This window comes from Chryseobacterium mulctrae (genome assembly GCF_006175945.1).
In the GTDB taxonomy this organism is placed as follows: Bacteria; Bacteroidota; Bacteroidia; order Flavobacteriales; family Weeksellaceae; genus Chryseobacterium; species Chryseobacterium mulctrae.
Genome location: NZ_VAJL01000001.1, coordinates 4,696,167 through 4,720,001 on the forward strand (window position 1 = coordinate 4,696,167; position 23,835 = coordinate 4,720,001).

The window sequence follows — 23,835 nt, forward strand, 5'->3', positions numbered from 1 at the left end:
GATTTCCTTATATTCTCTTTCAATACTGGTTGCATTAGTAAATTCATCAATTTGTCCAATTTTGAAGATATAAATCTTATAAAATGACTAAAAAATCTATAGAAGTAACAAATTTTATTTTCTTTTCATTAATAGATACAAGATAGTTTCTTTCCTAGTTTCGAAATTAATTATCTTATAAATATTATGAAATTCAATCCCACCATCCTTAAGTTGTATACCGAATTTTGTTTTTAAAAATAGTTGATAGGATTGAATTATTGCCTTCATATAATATTAATATTAAAAACTTTGTAGTTGTGCCTATAAAAATGCGTTGAAAAGTTTTGTCCATTTTTCCACATAGTCTTGTGGTAAAGAATCAGCTTTTTTATTTTTTAATTGAGCTTTAGCAGCCATAGATATCCCTACTTTCCATCCTTTTTCTAATTCAATCCCATTAGCTTCAGCAAATGTTTCAATTTGAGCTACTACTGGAGTGTCTTTACTATAATTATCTTCAAAATCTATCTCATCTAAGGAATTAAAAAGTCTGTCAATGCCTTTCTTTATCAAAGCAAAAGGAATCAAATCTTCCACTTCTGATTTTTCAATTTCAGCATAATCTTTAACATCAAGTATTCTATCCTCAAATCCCTTATACAAACCGGATAATAATCTTTTCTTTGCATCTTCACCACTCTTATCCGAATCGATAATTAGATACGGTATATCATCTGCTTTACTTGAAATCATACTAACAACCCCCGGAACTCCTTTAACTCCTCCTGATGGTACAAATACAATTTCTTGTTCCGGAGCAATAAGCTTTTCTCTAATTAAAAATCCCTTAATAGCATTAAGATAGAACTGGTCAGATGGCCCCTCTACTACAATAGCTTGGCAGCCTTGTAATAAAACGTCTGAAACACTTAGTCCTAAAGCAGCGTGAACTGCGTAAATAGATTTTTCATTTAAAGCATCACTTCCTTGTCTTAAATTACTTGAAGCTACTGTATATCCATCTTTATCCATATACACAACCCTGCATTTATCTATGTTAGAAGTGTCAACAATAAATGGAGAATGCGTTGTATTAATTATTTGATTACCTTTTGATAAATTGTCAAAAAATATTGCTAAATCTTTTTGTGCTAAAGGATGTAAAGTAAGTCCAGCTTCGTCAAGCAATAAAATTGCACCCTTATGCCGTTCCTGGCTTTCAACAAGGAAAATCAAGTAAAAACTGATAAACCATTGAAGTCCTGTACTACGAAGTTCTAATGCCACTTCGTCAGTTCTCACACTGTCAGATACCCATATTCTGAAATAGTCGCCATCTGCTTCAAATCTAAATTTATACTCACCTTGCTTCCACCATTCTTTAAATCTTTTTGTCAGATCACCTGAAGCTGACTGTAAAAGGATACTACGTTCTTCCTTATCATTTTCCGCCTTCCTAATTTCTTCAGCAGTAGGTTGATTTTCTCCGTTTCTGCCGTTCCTAAGCATTGCCATTTCTTTGGGATCTTTTCCTAATTCCAAAATCTCTTTAGGGTCTAATTTCACGAATTCAAAGAGCACTCTTAATGTTCTTACTTGCTCTTCATTGATATCAATCCCGTCTACAGTTTGCCCCTTTAACCATTTGATAACATTTGGAAGATAAATTTTTGAAGATAGATTTCCATAGTTTGAATAATAAACAAATGATGGTAATTCGGCAAGAATAGCGTTTTCTAGGTCGGCATCTTTATATGGTACAATAACATCTTCTTCAATTGACTCTTCATCTTCTTCAACTTCTTTTGTTACTTTTTCTATCTTCTTAGATACTGGATCACCACTTGGAAACTCGAAAATGTAACTCCCGTCATATAAACGTGCAACAGTTACTGATTTATCTCCTTGCAAACTACATTCAACCTCAGTCTCAATATTCTTTATGCTTTCATCATCAAGCTCAAACTCCGCTGTAATGAATTTTATATCTTTTGGGGTTTTTCGATAAGTACTCAGTTTAGAAACCGGCATATCGTGTAAAATATCAATTTTTCCTTCTCTTGCTGGATTTAGTTTCCATAAAGCTAAAAGCAAGTTTGACTTTCCAGCCTCATTAATTCCAACCAATGTTGTTACATTATCACAATCAATCCAACCACTATCAAGAACTGATCGGAAATTTTCTACTTTGTATTTTTTTAGTATCATATTTTTATTCTAAATTTCATCTATAATTTCTGTGTTTAGTCTTGATGCCCGTACCCAAGTTCTTCATTTTTGTCCCAAAAAGACATAAAAAGTTCTGCCGGAGTACCTTTTCTACTTGTCCATTCTGCAACAATTTTTATTGCTTCTTCTAAATCCTCAGTATATGCCATTCTGCCATCACTACCTCTAATTCCCTTTTCATCTTTTTTTGCACCTCTATTGATTAGTACATTTTTTTCGTCATAAACAATTCTTCGCACATCTTCAAAATCTTTACCTTTAGGTAAATTATCCTTCAATAGCTTAGTTAGACCGTGATAGTACAATTGAAATTTTTGAACAGGATCATCAATTTTTTGACCCAGTAGCTGATCAGCTTCATTTTCAATTACTACTTCTGAATCAAAATTCATAAAAAGTTGTTCTCCTTTTACTTCTTCTGATTTTTGTAAAATTTCTAACCTCTCTAAATCTTCTTCTGAGAGATTACGTTCTACTTGCTTTTTGTTTAAGTTATTATCATTCATTTTGATGGATTTATACAGTTAATAGTTCTCTTATTTTCAATGATGCTTCTCTAATTGATTCTACATCCCAATTAGCAACATTCAATTTTTTCGTTATATTTTTTATGTTTGGAAAAGCATCTTTAAATGCAGCCCAGTAATCATTTCCTAATTCAGATTGCCTCCATTGATATTGAGAATAAATAATACAAGGATGTATTTGACATTCCTTAGCAAATTTTGCTACCATAAATTTATTGTGAATCATCTTTTCGATGTATCTCATTTTCTCTGAGGATAATAAATATTCGGAGGCAAATTCATTTGCTTTATCTTCCTGAATCAAAAATAAATCTGGTTCTCCCGATAAATGGTAACTTATTTTCTGGATTGTTTCCAAATCAAATAGTACGTGATGTAATTCGTGTATTAATGCAAACCAGATCGTAGCATAATTCTTATTGAAATCAGTGATAACAATACACGGTTTATTATTTATGAAAAAAGTTGCACCTCTTATCTGTGTTTTAGGTAATAATGGCTGAAAAACAACTGTAACACCAATATTATATAATGCTTGAAAAACGGTTACCAGTCCATTTTCTATATTTTGAGTGTAAGGTTTGATTTTAGGAATTAGTTCAACTAAACTCTTTCTGCTATATTCATTTGGATTATCAATAAGCTCGAAATATTTATAGCTGGATTTTATCCAAAAGTCTTTCATTTTATCACTGAATGATTTTTTAGTCCTACTATAAAGAGCATCGCTTAACTCTCTATCATAATCGTAAATAGAATCTAGGTCAAAAAAACTACAAATACGATCTTTCAGAGTTTCTAAAGAATCATTCTTTTGAATAAATCCTAATACTGCTAATGTTTTTAAATCAAAATATTTATTGATGAATGTGATATCCATTGATGATTGTAACTCTCTGATTTCTTCTACAGGTCTATCTTTGAAATAAATAATGAGTAACTCACTTAAATCAACTTCCAAAAACTCCGTAAGCTTCAATAATTTAATAATATCAGTTTGCTTAGAAGTTTTATCTAAAATAGCATCCAAACTTCTTCTCTCCATTCCGGATAGCTTTTCAAATTGGGTTTTTGTCAAGCCCGATTCCTCCAACTTAATTGCAAATAAATCTTCAATCGAAGATCCATCATATCGAAGGCTCTTATGTAATAAGTTATCTATCATTTTTAGTAAAGGTAAATTTACCTCAAAAATACTAAACTATTCGACATAAACAATAGTATAAAGGTAAATTTACCTCTAATTTTTTTTATGTCTCTAAAATAAAAATGCTATTCCTTCGATTAATTTTGTATATGTCAAGTAGTTTTTCTGAGTCATACCGACTAACAAATAAAATATTCGTAGCAACTAATAAGTATAATAAAACAAAAATAGCTCCGCAAGGAGCTATTTTACAACTATTTGACTAGGCATTCAAACCCAGCGATAAAAATAATACATTTCATACCGTTACTTATTTACTTTCTGTATAAATCCTACCTTCTTCAATAGATACGTAATGTAATTCACATATCAATTTCTCAACAATCACTGTCATTTGATCAACCTCTTCCTCTTTTAAATTAGTAATATGATGATGAAGAACCATATGGTAATCTAAATATGGGAAAAACTTAGTCCAGAATTCTTCAAACAGATAATTATATTTTCTCAACTCAGGATTTGCAAACTCGCATAACTTCCACAAACTGTAATTGGATAAATAGTTGGGCATATAGTAAAGCTTAGCGTAAATGTACGTCCTGCAAAATGAAAGAAAAAATAGGGTAAAGAAATATGGCAAGCCCTGATAAATTTCTCTTCCATCTTCTGCTATTGCAAGGAATTGTTGCGAATACTTCATTGTTGCATCATTGTAATAATCAAGATCTGCATAAGTGGGAATGTGAGGATTTTCCCAATGAGGTTCAGGATAGAAAGGATTAGATTGATAAATTCTGTTTTTGCCCTGAATAATGTCTACAAAGAAGCTTTGATAAAAATGTAGATTCTTCTGAACCCAATACCGATCGTGGCTGATCAGAACAAAATCAAAATTGTTACCTGTGTGACTCTTCAATGACTGCGCTATAGATTTTAATTTATCATTACCAACATTAAGACCAAGCAACAACAAATAGTAGGTTGTATTACTACCGTAAATAGCTGTGTGAAACAGATAGATTTCTTCGACCTCGACAGACTTTACAATTACTTCTACAACAATATCAAGAACCACATCTTTATCATTTTCCTTAACTGTTTCAATGATTTTTTCCTCGTCAGCATATCCTATTTTTATCATTTTATTTAGCTGATACAATCGTTTTTCAATCATTCCGGAAAGACTATTCTCAGCGATATTGAACGCTTCGAACATTTCACTTTTAAAAAATAGATCATCTTTCGATGCTTCTCTCGCTTTTCCGATTAAATGAATCAGGTAATATTCGCTTCGGCTTTGAGAAACGAAATGACTCTGTACCTCAGGAATATGTTTGGAGAGGTTTCTTATTCTTTCGTTCAGGTTTTCTGAATTGGAACTATTTCCTGTATATAATTCTTCTAAGTATTCCAGATCATACTTAAAAACATTTTCATAAGCTAACAAGGCACTTACTGATGATTCATCCGTAACAAATCCTCTAACCTGCGTTAATAATAAATCGTGATCGTGAAAAAAGGAATCTTTATACTTCTCGAATTTCTTCTCGAATTTTTTCCTTTCTCTTGTAATAAGTAAATGGTTTCCATAATCAGCATTTTGATAAAAAATTGCTGATAGTCTGCAATACAATTCAACGAAAGGATCTCCGAGAGAGAATTTATGGTGAATTTGTGAAGAGTAAAAAATACACACTTTAACTTTGTATTCTTTAAAAGCTTTTTCTACCCATTTTTTTCGCATTAGCTCCTCCACATCTTTTTTGTGTTCAACAACAATTATGAGGTGAGCATACTCTGAATTGTCAGTCTTATTGAAAAATATCTGAATGATAAGATAATGCTGTTTGAAAAGTTGATTGATAGAACTATCTAAAAATTCGTTGCCAATTTGTGCAAATTGAAATTTATTTGAAGTTTTCATTTTATTAAATTTGGGGGTCGTGATTTTCGGGATTAAAATAGAAGTAAAGAGATTCCAGAAACACACGGATTAAGGAGAACCACATCATTAAATCAATATGCTCCTGCAATTCTTTATCTTTCTCAAGTTTCAGAATATCATCGATAGTAAAATCTGAATTGCCAATCTTTTCGAGAAACTTTTGGTAGTAATCTTCGCCAATAACGGAAAGGACACCCAGAAAAAGCTCTTTTAAATAATCATCCAAAGGGATCGAACTAATGATATAGTTTTCGGCTTGGTAGGAATTGCTATTTTCAGTTTCCTTCAAAGGAAGGCTATTGCCAAATTCATCTATAAAATTAGTAAAGCTTGAGATCAAAAATTGCAGGCAGGTTAGTAATCCGGCAATCTTTAAACTATGGGGATCAATATTTGGAATTTCAATGTTTCCTGAAAACATTTCTTTGATACTATACTTTTGTATCAATCTAGGATATCGGTCAAAAAGCATATTTATGTCTTCACTTCCTAATTTATCCATAAGTAGATAAATACCTTTATTAAGTTCATCTATCTGTCTGTTATCTGACAACAACTTAAAACTGATATCAACCTTTTCCATCAAGTCGATGATTCTTCTGTTAGTTTTTTCTTTATTTCTCATATTAAAATTTTTAATGAAATAAAGTTGGTCAGTAATTGTCTGGTATCTAATTCTTTCTGAGGATAAATTATTCTGAGGACGTGGTTTTTTTATCTTTTATTTTCTTTAAGCCTCTTTCACGAATGATCTGTGCTGAATCAAGCATTTTATTAAGATGGATAAAAAGAGTAACGATATTTGCTTCAGGTTCATCAGAATATGCACCTAATGAGAAATAAACAATCTGCGTATTGAAATACTCAAAGTCTTGTAGAGTAAACTCTTTAAATGCCTTCTGAAAGACAAGAAACGGATTGCGGTATTCTTCATCGGAAAGCGAACCTTGAAGTAATCTGGATGGAAACTTTGGGGAACGTTTTACTTTCCATTTTTCTCCTTTGAATTGTAAGACATAACTTGCTCTTATGAATGAACGCATACAGAGGTAATAATGGAATATTAGAGATGGGTCATCTTTCATCAGTACTTCGCATTTCGTTGAGTAATTCATCACGTCATTTAGCCTTTCTCTTACAGCGGATAGAAAATCCATTTGAAAAAATGCATCTATCAATGTAAGACAGGAATGTTTTTGATGGCTGTCCCAGAACTTAGCTTCAAAGTCTATTTTCTTATTTTTCATAATAATTAAGTTTTATGCTGATACGAATTACAACAATATAGTGTGTATAATCAATGCTGAAACTGCATATTATATCTAGAGAAATGGATATTTTACAGGATAATTTTTTAACTTTACAATTCAGACGAATTAATAGAAATGGCTTTATCTTTAAGCCTTTAAAATTTGATAACCACTATGGAACAGAAAATACATCAGGGAAGAAATGTAAAACGATTTAGAGAGATGCTAGGTATCAAACAGGAAGCTTTAGCTCTTGACTTAGGTGATGATTGGAATCAGAAGAAAATTTCTTTGCTTGAACAAAAAGAAATAATCGAAGATGCTTTGCTGAAAAAGATTTCTGAAGTATTGAAAATTCCGGTAGAAGCTATTCAAAACTTTGATGAAGAACAAGCTGTTAATATTATTTCTAATACTTTTGGAGAGCACGCTTTTAGTAATTCTTTCAATTATGGAACTATCAATTTTCATCCGATTGAAAAATTAGTTTCACTGCACGAGGAAAAGATTGCCCTTTATGAAAGAATGCTGAAAGAAAAAGATGAAATGATGGATAGGCTTGAAAAGCTAATCAATAAATAAAAATATAAGTAATTCGGGATCATTACTTTTTCATTGGAAAGGCTCAACCAAATTGGTTGAGCCTTTTGCAAAAAAAGCTAAGGATTATAATTTTCCAACTCTCAAATTTATTGTTAACAATATACACTAATTAAGAATTTTTTGAAGTCATTGCCACATATGGAAAATATTATTGTTTCTTATCAAGATAATTTTTGGGGTAAAATATCTCACCGAAAATTATTAGATGTTTTAGAGGAGATAAAAAGTGAACAACATAAAATCATTACAGATCATTTAAGACATCATTATCTAAGTGAAGATGGTCTTTATGGAATAAAAAAGAAGAAATTACCTGTAGCTACTTTTTGTGCAAATTTCAATGATTCCTCTAGAACAAAAGAAAATCTCAATAATTATAATTCATTAATGATTATCGATATAGATGATATTGGATTAGAAAATGTAAAGAATGTTTTTGAGCAATTATCTTCAGATATTTATTTGTTCGCTTTATGGTTATCACCTTCAGGTAACGGTATAAAGGGGTTAATACAAATTAGTTTTGAGGAAAATATAAATTCAAACGAAATTGATATCTGGCATTACTCAGCATTTTCAAAAATCTCATCCTACTTTAAAGAAAAATATCAAATCGACTTAGATCAGAGCGGTAAAGATTTTACTCGACTTTGTTTTATTTCAAAAGATGAAAATATTGTTATTAAAAACGACGAAATCACAGAAAAATTCTTAATAAAGAAGGATGCAAAATTAGAACTACAAACTACAACTGTAGCTCAAATAAGATCTGTTAAAGGGATAGTGAGTGCGAAAGAAATGAAGAATATTCTTAATAATCCACTAAATAGAAATAGCCCAACCAAAAAGAAAGAAATTCAAAACATTATAAAATTCCTAAATAAAAATAAAAAATCAATTACCTACGAATACGATAACTGGTTACGAGTTGCTTTAGCTATTTCTAGCTCGTTTACTTATGATTTGGGGATCATTTTTTTTATTGAACTAAGTAAAATGGATGAATCAAAATTTAACGAAACTAACTGTACTAATATGTTGAAGGAATGTTATATCAATAATAAAAAAATGATTAAATTTAACACAGTAATACATTTGGCGGTACAAAAAGGATTTATATATAAAAAAGATTTTGGTTTGGAGAGTAACTAAACGGTAACTTATTTAATGAGTGGATCGTGTTGGCACTACTGGATATAAAAATCGGTTCACACCGCAGTAGTTGGTAAGTTGGCAATTGTCAGTATTATGGTTTAAAATCGGGGACTCTCCATCCATTATTTATTTTTATGTTAGAAGACTATTGTAATAGAGAAGAAATTCTATTTCGCTTGTGTAAAGCAAGAGCAAAACTTGCAAGACATCGTGGTAAATCGCATCTTGATCATATCATTTCTGCTGACCAGAATTACAATTATCACTATAATAATCAAAAAAGTAATAGACATAAGGGAAATGACATTGATTTATTATGCTCAATAATGCCATCTCGCAGAAAATGGATTAATCCCACAATAAAGGAAAGGTATCCTAAAAATGATGGTCAACGCATAAATTCTGTAGATCATAATACCAGAGCTTTATTAAAGACTATTTATCATTACAGAAAAACTAACCCAACAGAACCCTTTTTACTTAGATTAGAAAATTTTATTGATGAGATAATTGAGTCAGTCAATGATAAAAGTTTTTCGCTTACATCGCCACAGATATTATCCAAGCTTAAAAAACCAAATGACAAAAGCTGTAAAATTTGTCGTCCAATTTGTGTTTTCCCACTAAAAGATAAAATTATAATTTCAATTATAAATAAATATTTGACAAAGGCATTTGATAATATTTTTTATAATCATTCCTACGCTTTTAGAGCAAAAAAAGACAACGCAAAATTTCCTCCAACCCATCATAGTGCCATAGAATATATTCTAGAATACAAAAACAAATATAAAGGAAAACGTTTGTGGGTATCTGAATGTGATATCAGTAAATTTTTTGACACAGTGAATCATAATATAGTTAAGGAAAAATTTAGAGATGTCATAAAAATACATAACAAAACCAATGAAGTAAAAATTGATAACCGGGCAATTTTAATATTCAACAAGTACTTACAATGTTATGATTTTCAAAAATTTGTATATGCCCTTAATGATGATAAGAATTATTGGATTGAAAGAAAGAGAGAGGGTGGAAGTTTTGAATGGGTAAAAGATGACTTACTTAAATTAAATTGTTATAAAAATATTAAGAGAAATCGCATTGGAATTCCACAGGGTGGTGCATTATCAGGTCTGATTGCAAACATTGTTCTGCATAGTATTGATATGGAAATGAAAGCTGATGAAGATGAAAAGCTATGTTATGTAAGGTTCTGTGATGATATGCTTTTAATTCATCCTAATAGAAAAATTTGTAATGAAAAAACTGATATTTATTTTAATGGCTTGGAAAAGCTAAAGTTAATTTCTCATCCTCCTAAACCTGTTAACGAAATAAATAAAAATTTTTTTTGGAATGATTCAAAAAGTAAATCGCCCTACAAATGGTCAAAATTTTCAAACAATTCTTTTGATCGAATTGGTTTTGTTGGTTACGAAATATGTTATAACGGGACTTTAAGGGTAAGAAAGAGTTCACTAATTAAAGAAAAACGTAAAATAAGAGATTTAACAGAACACACACTATCAATATTAAAAAATGGGAAAAGAAAATCAGACGATATGATTTTAGAGTCTGTTTCAAACAAACTCATAGGAATGTCCGTTGGAAGAGTGACTATGAAAAACCATAAATTCTCTGATAATGAAATGTGTTGGGTAAATGGATTTACATTACTGCGCAATAATCACAATTTACGAACACAGCTAAGGAGATTGGACTACTATAGGTCAAAACATTTATCTAGATTTAAAAAGAAACTTGCAAAGATTCCGGAAGCAAAACCAAGAACATCTGACGAATCAAGAAAAATCGGAAAACATTTTTTTATCAAAATAGGTGGAATATCCTATGCTGACTCAGAAGCTATCAGACTTGAACTTCAAAATACTAAAATCTTAAATACTAAATTTGTTTTATCTAAATACAGAAAAGAGCTGTTAATAAAAAATTCTAATCTTTTGGTTCTTTCAGGAAGATATATCTCATATTTACCACAGATTTATAATTTATTAATTGAAAATGAAAAAGAAGATCGATATGTACCCTACTATGGTAAGCCATTTAGTTACTTTTATCACGTTATAGATAAGAAACGTTCTGATTCATAAAGCGTTATTTTTTTACTAATAAGTGATAATAAACAATAAATCTATAAATAATTGATTTTTAAGTTTTTTCAACTTGTCAAATACTCTTCAAATATTAGAACCTATTTTTTAGTTTGCTTCTCAACTTCAGAAATTAAATCATAATTAAAGAATAATTTTCTCTTTTTTACGGAGTTAATGATTTGTTTCTGATATTTATCAATTAGATATGTTTCTATTTCTAGCCTCCCGAAATTAACTTCGATAAAAGTAATATGTAATTCTTCATCAAAATATTTGTCCAGCAATACTTCTATTTCGGAATCATATTTTTCACTTGATTTAATTCCTCCAAATTTTAATTTACCAATCTTCTTTCTGAAAGTATGATTCACAGTTCTAGTTATATCAGACATTCTCTTACATAAATTACCTGTCTCTCCAATATATATTATTTTATCATTTCCTTCAAAGATTGCATATATGCCAGGAACATTTTTAAAATATTGTTTCCTCCAAATTAATGTTCTTTCAAACTTTATCTTAGGAGATTCAAATAATAATTTTTCTGCAAGAATTAAATTTTTATATAACTCATTATCTTCAAGATTAAAAATCATAATTTTAGCTATATTTTTTATTTATTATTAATCATTCGAAAATTTGAAAGAGAAGAAAAAATTTAATTTCTCAGTAGGATTGTCGAGGAAAACTATCATTTTGACAAACTGATGTTGTAGGTATGACCTTATTCTACATTAGGCAATTTTGTCCTTAAACGCATTTGCATTTCATCTTTTCTTCGAGTACTTTTTATTTTCGCTAGAACTTCCATAGCGTTAGTTAAACTTGTTTCATAATATCCTTTATTGCCGTTTTCTTTTTCGAGATCACATAACATTAAATATGTGTCAAATTTCAAAATCCTGTTGTCGTCATTTTCAGGTAAATCAAGTGATAATGCTTCGTCATAATATTTTCGCCCTAAATCCTCTTTCTCATTGGTAAAAAGAAAAGTCCCAAAGCCTCTTAAATTCATAAGTTTAATTGGTTTGGAAATTGATTTTTCAATGGTTTTCTTCCAAAACAACTCAGATTTTTCTTGGTCACCGATTGTTGAATATGCACTTGCTAAAATGTTACAGTCGATTTCTGTTGCGAGCTTATCATATCTTTGTACAAGATAGTCAGCGTGTGCAATTAAAATTCGTCTTTGAGAATTATAATTACGTCTAAGTAAAATATTAGATTCGGAATTGAAATCGATATCTTTTGTAGCTCTAAGCTTTGTAGTTTCGATACCAATTTTAGAAATGCCTTCTAGGGTGTCGGTTAATGTTTTGCGGATAGTCCTTTTGGTCTCCTTGTTTTTTTGAATTAATGTAATAATCAAAGAAGCAATGGAAATCGTCAAAGCACAACCGCTTAAAGAAACTATAATGTAATCTTTTGTTTCCATATAAAGTTTTTAAAAATAATCTTATATTATTTTTGGTTAGTGTATTAAATGTAAAGAAAAAGCGGAAAGTTACTGTTATAGTTTATATTTTTTTCAAACCTACATACCAAATCTTTAAATCTGAATAAATACAACTAACTATTTCTCAAAAGTCTTAAAATATCATCCAATGCAGAACAGGGAATGTTATTCTTCAGACAGTTTTTATGCTATTTCCCAATAGATATCCTAAAATAAAATATATAACTCTTTATTTCATCAATAACAGTTCATTTCAAGATTTGACAATTGCTTACTTTCTGAATTATAACAGTAATTATTAAAGGTGTAAACTCTAATTTTATAACTTCTCCGCTATTCATTGGTTATTTTTTGCTTTAAGATTTTTGAGTATCATAAACTAGCAAACCTTCATCAAACCAAACATCTTCGTATCCATTATTATCAAATAAAAAACGATTACCGGCAGGAAGTGTCAAATATTTTAAAAGTTCAGGATAGTATTCTTCTAAATGAAAGATATGCATCGGCTTAAAAAAATCATCTGCATCTGAATATTCTCCAGCCCAAATATACCATCCTGAAGAATCTCCTTCAGGAAAATGTCTTAGTCCATTTATGGGCATCACACCACTTTTTATATTATCGGAAATCCCTACTTTTAATTCTTCAGATGTAGCAAAAAAATCTTGCGAATATTTTTCGCAAATATCTTTTTGCTCCTTGACATATTTATTGTCCATTTGTTCTTTGATTTATTATTTTTTTCATTTCTTTTGAGTATTTACTCATTGCGGCTCCTTGTTGAGATGAACAAGTTTGACATTGAGGTTGAATAGCGTTCATTGACCTCATATTAGTCTGATTAATCGTACCAGTTTGATAATGTTCTTGGACTAAAGGTTTTATATGGTCTGCGACATTTTTTTGTCCAGTAGCTCCACAAGTCACGCAAGGCTCACCTTGAACCGCCGCTCTTTGTGCTGCTGTAGTGGCGTTGTTAGGTCTTTTGTACAAAGTGTTTGTAACAGGTTCAGTAATTTTATTCGCACCACTTGATTCTGCGCCCAATAAAGGAGAAACACTTCCCGCCATTTCAAGAGCTTTTCCAACAGGCGTTGTTGCGCTTGGAGGATTCAAATTCATATTTGGGTCTGGACTAAATGTCGCAATTTTCCAAACATCATATAGCCCATTAATTGCAGCAGCAGCTCCCGTCAAACTTGCAGAGATAGCATCTCTGGTAAAATTAGACAATTGAAGCATTGAAGTAGTTGTACCTGCAGGTATAGATTGTGCTTGCCCATTAAATCCTAAGTAAACAGCACCTGCACTACCTCCCTGTCCTTGTATCGTAGCATTACTGAGTACAGACCCATCATCTTTATAGTCGGAGAATCCTTGTTGTTGATAATTGTCGGTTGTTAAACTTGCACTCCAACTCCAAGTATTGTCTTTTAATCCCCATCCTAAACCTTCTCTACCATCTGGATCAATAACATTTACTGGATCATTAAAAGCATAATTATATGGTGTCCAACTAGAAAACTCTTCGCTCAAAGGGTCAGGAGAAAACCAGCGTCCTGCGGTATCAAGATAAGGCTGTGCGTCAGGATCGCTCAAATCTATTTCTCTAAATTCAGTAATCTCTCTAGTTTTCCTGTTAAATTTTACAGAGCCAATACTTACAATACTATCAATATCGTGAGCTTCTAAATATTTTCCTTTGCTTAAAGTGGCAATCTTTGGATAAAAGCCATATTTCTTAAAAGGATTGGACGCTTCAATATTCTTTCTTCTTCGCTCGGCTTCTTGTGATGTTAAAGAATCCCTTGTTTTTAAGACTTCATCCATATATGTGGAAAAGACGGTCAAATTGACCACCTAATTTCGGAGTAAATTGACCACTGATTTCGGAGCAAAGTGACCACCACTTTCCGGTCCAAAATGACCACCTGTTATCTGGGTTATATTTGAGATAAAAACGACTTGATTTTTTCATGATGTTAGCGTCATACATTCGTTAAAAAAAGCGGATTATGGCAAATAAAATAACAGACATGAGTAAAATTAGAAAAGTCATAAAATTCTACAGCACTGGAAAGAGCAAGTTATTTATAAGCAGCTATTTATCCCTTTCCAGAAATACCGTTAAAAAATACATCTCATTGTATGAGATTCTGGGCTTAAACCTTGATGCGATCAATGCCAAGACAGATGCCGAGCTGGAACTTTTGTTTTCCAATACCACCGCGGAGTCCATTAGCCCCAAACTACAGTCCCTGTACGATTTTTTCCCAAAGATGGAACGTGAGCTCAAAAAGGTAGGAATCACTATCCATCATATGTGGGAGCAATATCTTGCACTGCATCCTGATGGTTTTCAGAGTTCACAGTTCCGGCATCATTACAAGATATGGGGCAAGCGTGTGAACCCGGTGATGCATATGAATCACAAATCCGGTGATAAGATGTATGTCGATTATGCAGGGAAAACACTCTCCATTATTGATAAGGAAAGCGGGGAGCTTAAAGAAGTTCAGTTTTTTGTAGCTATTCTGGGAGCAAGCCAGTACACGTATGCTGAAGCCTCTATGAGCCAGCAGAAGGAAGATTTTGTACGTTCTGTAGAAAATGCCATCCGCTTTTTTGAAGGCACACCGGCAGCGATCGTTCCTGATAATTTAAAATCCGCAGTGATCAAAAGCAGCCGTTTTGAACCCACCATCAATGAGACCCTGGCCGATCTGGCCGAACATTATGAAACGACCATCTTGCCTGCCAGGGCTTACAAACCGAGGGATAAATCCTTGGTAGAGGGAGCGGTAAAGATCCTGTACAGAAGGATCTACGCCAACCTTCAACAGGGATCCTGCGGCCTGGATGAACTAAATAGTGAGATCTGGGATCTGTTGGACTCTCATAACAAACGCAAGCTCACAGGACGCCCTTACTCCCGCTACGAGCTGTTCCTGGAGGACGAGAAGCAGCAGCTGCGCCCACTGCCTGAGCGTCGTTTTGAGATCAGGTACCAATCCTTTGCAACAGTGATGCAGAACGGGCACGTACAGTTGAGCCGGGATAAGAACTACTACAGTGTTCCGTACCAGTATATCAAGAAAAAGATCAAGATCCTATACACATCTTCCACTGTGGAGATCTACTATAAATACAACAGGATCGCGATGCACAGACGCAATTACAAGCCTTATGTCTACACGACCATTACAGAACATTTAGCCAGCACCCACCAGTTCGTGGCCGGATGGAGTGCTGCCCGCTTTATCGATTGGGCAAACAGTATTGATACTGCAGTGGGAGAATATATCCTCCAAATTATCGACAGTCGGAATCATCCCGAGCAAGCTTACAAAAGCTGCCTGGGAATCCTGAACTTCGAAAAGAAAGTAGGAAGAGAGCGATTGATAAATGCTTGTAAACGGGCATTGGATTTTAAGATCTACAGCTTTAAGACCGTACAGAAGATATTGGAGAACAATCTGGATCAGATGATCGATCCGGAAAAAGAAGAAAAGGAGCAGGAACTGCCTGATCACGGCAACATCAGAGGAAAACAATATTATCATTAAATATCAACAGTTATGAACGAACCGACAGTGAGCAAAATGAAGCAAATGAAGCTTTACGGCATGCACAATGCCTTTAAGACCGCTATTGAAAGCGGAAGGACAGACCATTATACCCTCGACCAGTTTATATCGATGCTCATCGATGCCGAATGGGATGAGAGGCACAACAGGCGCATAGAGCGAAGCATCAAAAATGCAAAGTTCCATTACAGGTCCAGTATTGAAAGTATCAACTTCGATGACACCCGCAATCTCGACCGTAATCTGGTAATGCGTCTTGCAGGATGTGAGTTCGTAGAAAAAAATGAAAACATCCTGATCACAGGAAGTACAGGCGTGGGTAAAAGTTACCTGGGAACCGCATTGGGCTATCAGGCCTGTATCGAAGGCTTCAAGGTCAATTATTTTAATACTTCCAAGCTGTTTGCCAAACTAAAAATGGCAAAAGCAGACGGGTCATACCTGCGCGAACTTGCAAAAATACAAAGACAGGATGTGATCATCCTTGATGATTTTGGTCTTCAGGCTTTGGACAGTGCCAACAGGATAACCCTTCTGGAGATCATAGAAGACCGTCACAACAACGGATCCATCATTGTAACATCGCAGATCCCGGTGCAGGGCTGGTATGACATTATTGGTGAAAAGACCATTGCCGATGCTATTCTGGACAGACTTATACATCAGTCTCACCGCCTGGAACTCCAGGGGGAATCTATGAGAAAAAAGAGAGGAGTTAACAGGGAGTAATTATTTATTATATTTGAATACTAATTGACACATGAAAAACAAGAGTTTTTATCAAATTTAAGGGTGGTCAATTTAAACCGAAATTACCTGGTCACTTTGAATTGAAATTGGGTGGTCAATATCACTGGAATTTACATAAATAATTATGCAACTCCACTCAATTGCGCGAAGTTTAATACTTGACATTAAGCAGTTTAGATAATTATTGATGTATATCTTTTTCAAAATCAATAGAATAGAATCTACTTTTAGTAGTGGATGATTTTTATTCTTTTTTGTGTTTATTCAGATAGCTAAACAGAGAAGAAGTATCATTATTATTTTGAGTTAAATCTCAGTTTAGTTTTTTCAATCAATTCTTCATAACACAACTTACAAATTTTCATTTGGTACGTTATTTCGTGTCCATTATAGATTCTCTTAACTTTCTCATTATTCCAATCATAAACATAAATTTCTTCAATTACTTTATGAGGTTCTGATTTTTCACCACTATCTAATCGATATATCACCTCGCCATTAATTCTTTCAACAATAAAGAAAGGAATATCATTTTCTAAGAATATGGTCGTTTTTTTATTCCATTTTCTAGACCCATTGCTAATCTCATCATACTCAATTTTGATAATTTTCTTTCCTTTTTTGAAAATCTTGTATTTTTTTTCATCAGCATTATCTCCATTACTAAAGTCAATTCCTCTTATTAGAGAAAGGCTATCAATTATCAATGTTTTTGAATTTTTAATTTTCAGATATTGTTTGTTAATATCCACATCTTTTTTTTGTGAATAAATACTGGAACAACTGATGAACCAGAATAGTATTGATATATTTAGTTTTTTGGTCATAAAGTATTTGCTAATGGAAAAAGTACTGTCGAAGTGTGTGATAAATAAGAACTGGAAGTTCAATTTCAATCAAGCTAAGCAGTTATATTTCGTGTGACTAAATCACAAAAATTTTAAACCCGAATTTTACCAATACCTGCTTATATAAAGGTTTTTTTACAGTTTTATATATGTGAATGAACAACCTTCATCACAAATAATTTCGTATTTGGAAGTTACAGGATTTAGATAAATTTTATTGGGGTTAATTTCATCAAAAAACATTAAATAAAATCGTTCTTTTTTGGCAATATTTATTTTTAATTTATTTCCATTGATTTTATACGTTCCTTTATCTCCATTTTCATTTTGAAGCTTACTTTTACTTTCGAATATTAATGTTTCGCCATTTTTAATTTCATTCGTAAAAATTTTAGCACTTCCATTTTTGCCACTTTCAGCAACTAATTTCCATTTTCCAATTAATGTTTTATTTAAATTGTTTTGTGAATAAGAATTTATAGAAATTATGAAAGCGAGTAGAAATAATATTTTCATTTTTTAAATTTAGTTATTTAAATAATTTGTTCATTTTCAATTCAATAAAGCGGTTTTTTTACAAACTTGTAGCTAACACCCAAATATACATAGTCTGTCGATTTTAAAATATTTATTCAATCACCTGCTCAAAGTCTAATACTTGATATTATACAGTGTAGATAATTCTTAATAAACAATTTCTTAGTTTCTATTTACATTTATAGGAAGAACAATTTTAACGTCTATTGGCTTTCCTTCCTTTTTGGCGGGTGTCCATTTTGGTGAAAGGTTCAACACACGTCTAATTTCTTTTTCTGAAAAATTCCCTGTGGTCTTTACATTTAGAATATTAATATTTCCTTGTGTGTCAATTAAAAACTCGATAACAGCATTACCCGAAACTTCATCAAAGTTGAAATAATTATCTTTAATAAATGGTATAAAATTAGAGTTTCCGTCTTTAAAGACGGGCTTTTCATCAACTAATAGATTGTCTAAATTAAAGTTATTATGTATTGCTTCTTTCTTGGGTTTTATGGTTTGAGTGTTTAAGTATAGAAAGTCAGGGTTATTTTTCAATTCAATAAGTTTGAAATAAGTCCAATTTGTATAATCAAAAATCTTGTCGTTCAATTTATCTGTAATGGATTCAAAAAAAGCATTAAAGAAAATTTCTCTTTCGAGATATGTTTCACTAATTCCATCTAATGTAACACGATTAATATCGTAAATTTTGTCAAGATTAAATTCCCCACTCATTAGTCTAAAATTCCAATCCAAATTATATTCTTTTCTGATTATAGGATTATCACCAAAGGATAATTTTGTAAAATCTGTTGAATAAGTGTCAGGTCGATAAACACTAAGCAATATGTTGTTCAATGTTCTTTTTTCCAACATTATAAGAATATTGTCATTAAAAGTAGCATCATATTTATCGTTATCATTTTTCACTTCCCAAATCCCTATGAATCTTCCTTTTGTATCAAACTCGCCCTTTAAACCGCTCCAATTAACTTCTCCTACTAATATATCGTCTTGAAATTCCAAAGAATAACTCTCAGAAATTCCATTCTCAAGAAATTTGAATATCCAGATTCCATTTTTTAAGTCATTGGTATAATTTCCATAGAACTCAATTTTATAACCGTCATTTTCAAAATGATATTTCCAAGTTCCAACTTTCAAATTTTGAGTATGTTGACCAATTTCTGATTGATTCTTGGCTTTAAAATATTCAAATTTACCTTCCAGTATTATATTATTCTCCTTCCCTTTGTAAAAATTATACTTTGCAGTTCCTTCTTTATAATTTCCTTCAAAGGTTTTTAAGTCCTGAGAAAATAGGGTAACTGAAAATGTTAAAAATAGGATTGTAATAATTTGTTTCATATTTTTCGAAGTGCATTACACAATTAAGGAGACCATTTCGGCACTTGGTGATGGCAGGGCAATTAAAGTATAAATCTTCACTTTTTGGTAAAAGTTCAATCGAAGAACTGCCGTTGAACTTTGCAGTTTTACCCACTATTGCAAAACCGCTCTGGCAATTACTCTTTAATCTATTTTTTTATCTATTCATAAAAGTATGATAAAATTCTCCGTCATCAAGATTTTGAATTTTATTTAATAGCAAAATCAAATTATCCTGAATTTTTGGTTCTATTTGATTTTCTATAATCATTTTTTTTGTTTGTTCAAATTTAGCGCTTCTAAATTTAACATCAATTACTGATTGGAATGCCTTAGTTCTAACTTGGTCTCCAATCAGAAACATTAATTCATTTTCCCAATCTTCTTGAGTTTTTTCAGAAAACTGACCACTATATCTTTCAAAAGTCATAGAAAAATTTCCGTTCCAATCTCCCCAATCTGGTGATTCATCCATATTACCAACAAAAAAATCAAGTTCGTTTATTTCATCTACAATAACTGTTTCGGTATTTAAATTATATTTTTTGATAAGGTCAATGCTTTTAGCTACCTCATTCCCAAATATGTTCAACTCATAAATATCATTTTCTAAATCAAAATATTGGTGGTTGCTGAATTTTAGAACAATCAAATTATCGTCAATTTTTTTTGACATCAGTTAATATTGGATATTTATTTACGATTTTAAGATTTTCCATTTTGCAGTTCGTTTTATAATTGCACTAACTATCAAATATACATAATAGTACGATTGGAATGGCTAATGATGAAATTTTACCCGACTACGAAAATTTAATACCTTATATTAAATAGCTTAGATAATTTTTGATAAATATCTTCTTCAAAATCATTGGGTTTAACAGTGATAGCTCTTGAAAATGTTCCCTTGTCAAACTTGGTATTATATTCGTTTTCCATCGCCTCAATAATAGTGGTGTCTTGAAAATCCGGATTAATAATATGATTGTCCTTTAAGAATCGGTGGATTCTGATGAAAGAAGATTTCTGATCTACGATTAGGTTGTGATTTTCATCGATGAACTTTTTGTCTTTCAAAAAATCAATGAAAATTTTAGAACTGTTTTCACCTATCATAATATCCGACAGGCGAATTTCTCTTTTTGTTTTACTTTCTAAAGCAAAATATAGAAAAAGGGTAGTTTCAGCACCACTTAGAAAATTCCCCTGTAACTTCATTAGGTTACTTGAAGTTATTAAGCAGGTGGATTCTTTTCGATATTCATCTAAACAATAATTGATTTTCTCCTCAAAATTGTGATTTCTTGATATATCGATGTCTTTGAAGTGAGAGCTGAAAAAATTCTCCAACTTTTCATACTGTATCAAAAACTCGTTTTTCATTTTCTCAGTAAGAATAATTTTGCTGGCTTTCTTTTTGGCTTTGTCGATTCTTTTTGACAACATCTTTTGAATGTTTTCTCCCCTGATCCGATAATAGACCATCATAGGATAGCTTACAAATTCTTCCCAAAAGTTCCAACGTCCGTATAATTTCTTCTGATCCATAATTTCATTGATTATTAATAAAAACCAACTTCTCGCAGAACCAGTTTCTAATTACCTTTCCATTTTTAAATTTTGAAGTCCTAATTGCGTACCTGCAAAATTATCTTTGTGTAGAGATTTTTGTATTATAACGCCCTTTCAAAATAATAAATTTATGTGTATTGAAGCTAAATTGTTAAAACTAAATTTTTATATATTCAAAATTAATATATAAATTTATAAAACATATCACATAATATATGAGCTATCCAAAAGAAGTTTTAAAAGAAGCTTTAGAAAATTTTTTAGTCGAAAGATTAAAAGAGTATGATTTTAATTTCAATGCAAAAAGTTTAAAATTTGTAAGAGAATTTGATGAAATAAAAAATGAGATATATTTTCCTGCCGCCAAATTTAATTATGCAAATGAAATTATTCAATTTGATTGTTATTTTGACATTGAAAGCTCTAAATTTAAAAGGTGGCACAAAAAGAATTTTCCTGATTTAAGTGTATCATATTACTTAAATCCAGAGAACCATTACAGCAAAAAATTTAATAGGGAGTTATACGCTGCGTATTATGATTTTAAAAAATATGATCATCAAAAGATAATGGATGTAATTTTTGAGAATTTCGTCAAGTGCAAAAATCCATATTTTCTTGATAATAATACTTGGGAAAAGATTGCAAAAAATAGTGTTGCCGAAGATAAAATCAACGCATTAATTATGTGCGGAAAATATAATGAAGCTTTCGAATTATGTTCGGATAAGATAGAAAAATATCAAAAATATATGGAATCCGATGATTACAAAAATGAATCAAATCCAAATCTAATAGAACATTATCAATATCATTTAAATCGATTAGCAGCAAAAGGAGATTACTTAAAAGAATATATCAAGATTGATTTGTAAAATAAGATTTAGGGATTCCTAATTGATTATTTCAATTCCTTAATTTCTTTATAGAATATATCTTTCTTATACTCAAAATAGCTTACTTAAAAACTTCGTTCATATAATTAACTTTATCGTCTTCACTTGGTCTGTAATACGCATTGAAGACCTCTAAACTAGTATGTCCTGTGTAGCTCATAATTACTTTGTCAGGAACTCTCTTATTTTTCATTATAGTGATAAAGCTTCTTCTTGCAGTATGTGAGGAAATTCTTTCCCAAAACTCAGACTTTACGTCTACTAATTCATCACCATATTTCATAGTTTTCTTTATCTCATCAGTAAATTTCAGCTCTTTAAAGACCTCCTTAATAAATTCATTCATCTTTTGATTCGTAATAGTTGGTAAATCATAATCATACTTTTCAAGAATTGATTTAGAAATAGTATTAATTGGAATTGAAAGATTCTTAGTTTTACTTTTTAAATCAATAACCCTAATAAAGTCCCTTGAATATCCTGTTTTGAAATACGATTGTAATTTCCAAAGCGCATTCCAGTTACACATCCAAAAACAAACAAATCTCTAACTCTTTCAAGTCTTTTATTTGTACTGAAATCATATTGATAAATTTGTTCCACCTGCTCGTAGTTTAGAGCTATCTCGTCTGTTCGGAATTTGGGAGGTTTCTTGAAATTGATAAAACCATTGTTGTAGGTGTATTTCTTACTCAAAGTCCAATAAAAAAAAGTTTTTAATAATCCCACGTTTCTATGGACAGTATTAGCGGAATGGTCTTTTTCTTCGATACAATATTTGAGAAATTTATTATAGATCTTTTCATCAAAATTACCTAAACTTAATTTTAATTTGTATTCCTCTTGGAAATTCTCTAACAATTTTTTGTTATAATCATATCTGCTTTTAGTTGATTTAGATATTCCCTTTCCAGAATAATCATTTTCTTTTTCCTGAACAAATTCATCATATATCCTGAAAAAATCGTCTTTTCTTTTGATCTTTTTAAATTCTTCGTCAAATCGCTGTCTTATAATATCAATCGTTATCTCTTCGCCAATGTTTTTGTAACGATTGACAATCTCGGTGAAAAAACCGATGTATCTGTCAAGTTGTTTTTTTATACTTCTATGGCTCTCGGCTCTTTTTGTTCTTCCGTTTAGATCGTTGGGTTGCCGGTTATCGAAATCCCATTCTTCAGGTTTAATTTTTTCTCCAGTAGAATAGATAAAATTCTTATTTTCATTTCCAAAATAAGAACGGAAGTAAATTAGTGTTTCCTTTTCGCCGTTGGGTTCTTTAAGTTTGAAGGTAGAATTCATAAGGTGCTAAATTAGGTGCTAATACTTTCATAATTGAACATAAAAACAACTTGTTTTTATTAATACAAATATATTTAAAATATTGATAAATAGAATACTTATACAAAATTAGATATGTTAATTTTAACAAGGTTCGTTTCCCTCTCTCTCCGCTGGTAGAGATACTAAAATAAGCTAAAACGCTGTAAACATTGATGTTTACAGCGTTTTTTATTTTTACGCTAGAATCAAAAAAAATCAAAATAGGTCACGATTTATATGTCCTATTTCGTGTCCCATTCAAAAAATCACCAAAAGGGGTCACGAAAAATCAAGGAAAACCCGACCAATAGGCAGTCCAACGATTGAACATCTTGCAAAAAGTGGTAACGAAAAGTAAATTATTAAACAATTAAAGTTATCACACAATGAACAAAACAAGGGATGGCAAAGCCATCCCTTGTAAACTATTCTTTACAGTGCTTATTCTAAGCAGATTTCCTTTCCTCTTCAAATTAACCTCCAACTATTTCAACGATAGGATCCGGCACTGTATCGCAGGTTGTTTTATCTGGT

The 23,835-nt window shown here is 31.4% G+C and carries 23 protein-coding genes; 6 read left to right on the forward strand and 17 right to left on the reverse strand.

Annotated features, from left to right (window positions below):
• Positions 1-303: 303 nt before the first annotated feature.
• The 6 genes from FDY99_RS21965 to FDY99_RS21990 all read right to left on the reverse strand — a co-directional run bounded on the left by FDY99_RS21965 (position 304) and on the right by FDY99_RS21990 (position 7,077).
• Complete coding sequence (locus FDY99_RS21965; RefSeq protein ID WP_139423730.1) at positions 304-2,190, reverse strand: AAA family ATPase; 1,887 nt, start codon at positions 2,188-2,190, stop codon at positions 304-306.
• Between the two features lie 35 nt (positions 2,191-2,225).
• A complete protein-coding gene (locus tag FDY99_RS21970; RefSeq protein WP_139423731.1) occupies positions 2,226-2,717 on the reverse strand; it encodes a hypothetical protein in 492 nt (163 codons plus the stop codon).
• Between the two features lie 10 nt (positions 2,718-2,727).
• On the reverse strand, positions 2,728-3,903 hold the full coding sequence (locus FDY99_RS21975; RefSeq protein ID WP_139423732.1) for an ImmA/IrrE family metallo-endopeptidase: 1,176 nt from the start codon (positions 3,901-3,903) through the stop codon (positions 2,728-2,730).
• Positions 3,904-4,195: 292 nt separating this feature from the next.
• Positions 4,196-5,809 (reverse strand): hypothetical protein, encoded by a 1,614-nt coding sequence (locus FDY99_RS21980; protein WP_139423733.1) that lies wholly within the window; start codon positions 5,807-5,809, stop codon positions 4,196-4,198.
• A 4-nt stretch (positions 5,810-5,813) separates the two neighbouring features.
• A complete protein-coding gene (locus FDY99_RS21985) occupies positions 5,814-6,455 on the reverse strand; it encodes a hypothetical protein (RefSeq protein WP_139423734.1) in 642 nt (213 codons plus the stop codon).
• A gap of 67 nt (positions 6,456-6,522) precedes the next feature.
• Positions 6,523-7,077: a hypothetical protein gene (locus FDY99_RS21990; RefSeq protein ID WP_139423735.1), complete on the reverse strand. Its 555-nt coding sequence runs from the start codon at positions 7,075-7,077 to the stop codon at positions 6,523-6,525.
• Between the two features lie 177 nt (positions 7,078-7,254).
• Here FDY99_RS21990 and FDY99_RS21995 point away from each other — a divergent pair, with 177 nt between their 5' ends.
• The 3 genes from FDY99_RS21995 to FDY99_RS22005 all read left to right on the forward strand — a co-directional run bounded on the left by FDY99_RS21995 (position 7,255) and on the right by FDY99_RS22005 (position 10,952).
• On the forward strand, positions 7,255-7,662 hold the full coding sequence (locus tag FDY99_RS21995) for a helix-turn-helix domain-containing protein (RefSeq protein ID WP_139423736.1): 408 nt from the start codon (positions 7,255-7,257) through the stop codon (positions 7,660-7,662).
• Between the two features lie 159 nt (positions 7,663-7,821).
• Positions 7,822-8,835, forward strand: a complete 1,014-nt coding sequence (locus FDY99_RS22000; RefSeq protein WP_139423737.1) for a BT4734/BF3469 family protein — start codon at positions 7,822-7,824, stop codon at positions 8,833-8,835.
• Positions 8,836-8,972: 137 nt separating this feature from the next.
• Positions 8,973-10,952 (forward strand): reverse transcriptase/maturase family protein, encoded by a 1,980-nt coding sequence (locus tag FDY99_RS22005; protein ID WP_139423738.1) that lies wholly within the window; start codon positions 8,973-8,975, stop codon positions 10,950-10,952.
• Between the two features lie 101 nt (positions 10,953-11,053).
• On the opposite strand, the gene FDY99_RS22010 is transcribed toward FDY99_RS22005, so the two are convergent.
• The 4 genes from FDY99_RS22010 to FDY99_RS23480 all read right to left on the reverse strand — a co-directional run bounded on the left by FDY99_RS22010 (position 11,054) and on the right by FDY99_RS23480 (position 14,265).
• The gene (locus FDY99_RS22010; RefSeq protein ID WP_139418691.1) at positions 11,054-11,551 is read right to left on the reverse strand and encodes a GIY-YIG nuclease family protein; all 498 of its coding nucleotides are present in this window, start codon (positions 11,549-11,551) and stop codon (positions 11,054-11,056) included.
• Positions 11,552-11,679: 128 nt separating this feature from the next.
• Positions 11,680-12,390: a hypothetical protein gene (locus FDY99_RS22015; RefSeq protein WP_139418690.1), complete on the reverse strand. Its 711-nt coding sequence runs from the start codon at positions 12,388-12,390 to the stop codon at positions 11,680-11,682.
• Between the two features lie 377 nt (positions 12,391-12,767).
• The gene (locus FDY99_RS22020) at positions 12,768-13,133 is read right to left on the reverse strand and encodes an immunity protein Imm33 domain-containing protein (RefSeq protein ID WP_139418689.1); all 366 of its coding nucleotides are present in this window, start codon (positions 13,131-13,133) and stop codon (positions 12,768-12,770) included.
• On the reverse strand, positions 13,123-14,265 hold the full coding sequence (locus FDY99_RS23480) for an RHS repeat-associated core domain-containing protein (RefSeq protein ID WP_228448894.1): 1,143 nt from the start codon (positions 14,263-14,265) through the stop codon (positions 13,123-13,125). Before FDY99_RS23480 ends, FDY99_RS22020 begins: the two co-directional genes overlap by 11 nt.
• A gap of 164 nt (positions 14,266-14,429) precedes the next feature.
• On the opposite strand from FDY99_RS23480, the gene istA reads away from it, so the two are divergent.
• Entirely contained in the window at positions 14,430-15,980 is a 1,551-nt protein-coding gene (gene istA, locus FDY99_RS22030) for an IS21 family transposase (RefSeq protein WP_139418575.1), read from the forward strand.
• 12 nt (positions 15,981-15,992) lie between these two features.
• Positions 15,993-16,730, forward strand: coding sequence for an IS21-like element helper ATPase IstB (gene istB, locus FDY99_RS22035; protein ID WP_139418563.1), 738 nt, complete (start codon positions 15,993-15,995; stop codon positions 16,728-16,730).
• A gap of 317 nt (positions 16,731-17,047) precedes the next feature.
• Here the strand turns inward: istB and FDY99_RS22040 are convergent, their stop codons facing one another.
• The 5 genes from FDY99_RS22040 to FDY99_RS22060 form a co-directional block, all read right to left on the reverse strand.
• Positions 17,048-17,578 (reverse strand): hypothetical protein, encoded by a 531-nt coding sequence (locus tag FDY99_RS22040; protein WP_115972234.1) that lies wholly within the window; start codon positions 17,576-17,578, stop codon positions 17,048-17,050.
• A 156-nt stretch (positions 17,579-17,734) separates the two neighbouring features.
• Entirely contained in the window at positions 17,735-18,115 is a 381-nt protein-coding gene (locus FDY99_RS22045; protein WP_115972233.1) for a hypothetical protein, read from the reverse strand.
• A gap of 183 nt (positions 18,116-18,298) precedes the next feature.
• On the reverse strand, positions 18,299-19,489 hold the full coding sequence (locus tag FDY99_RS22050) for an energy transducer TonB (protein WP_115972232.1): 1,191 nt from the start codon (positions 19,487-19,489) through the stop codon (positions 18,299-18,301).
• A 178-nt stretch (positions 19,490-19,667) separates the two neighbouring features.
• A complete protein-coding gene (locus tag FDY99_RS22055) occupies positions 19,668-20,186 on the reverse strand; it encodes a hypothetical protein (RefSeq protein ID WP_115972231.1) in 519 nt (172 codons plus the stop codon).
• Positions 20,187-20,323: 137 nt separating this feature from the next.
• Positions 20,324-21,058 (reverse strand): hypothetical protein, encoded by a 735-nt coding sequence (locus tag FDY99_RS22060; protein ID WP_115972230.1) that lies wholly within the window; start codon positions 21,056-21,058, stop codon positions 20,324-20,326.
• A gap of 239 nt (positions 21,059-21,297) precedes the next feature.
• Here FDY99_RS22060 and FDY99_RS22065 point away from each other — a divergent pair, with 239 nt between their 5' ends.
• Positions 21,298-21,957: a hypothetical protein gene (locus FDY99_RS22065; protein WP_115972229.1), complete on the forward strand. Its 660-nt coding sequence runs from the start codon at positions 21,298-21,300 to the stop codon at positions 21,955-21,957.
• A gap of 82 nt (positions 21,958-22,039) precedes the next feature.
• Here the strand turns inward: FDY99_RS22065 and FDY99_RS23485 are convergent, their stop codons facing one another.
• Together FDY99_RS23485 and FDY99_RS22070 are read right to left on the reverse strand one after the other, a co-directional pair.
• Positions 22,040-22,324 (reverse strand): tyrosine-type recombinase/integrase, encoded by a 285-nt coding sequence (locus tag FDY99_RS23485; protein WP_228448896.1) that lies wholly within the window; start codon positions 22,322-22,324, stop codon positions 22,040-22,042.
• Positions 22,325-22,422: 98 nt separating this feature from the next.
• Positions 22,423-23,280, reverse strand: coding sequence for a phage integrase SAM-like domain-containing protein (locus tag FDY99_RS22070; RefSeq protein ID WP_228448898.1), 858 nt, complete (start codon positions 23,278-23,280; stop codon positions 22,423-22,425).
• Positions 23,281-23,835 lie beyond the last annotated feature (555 nt).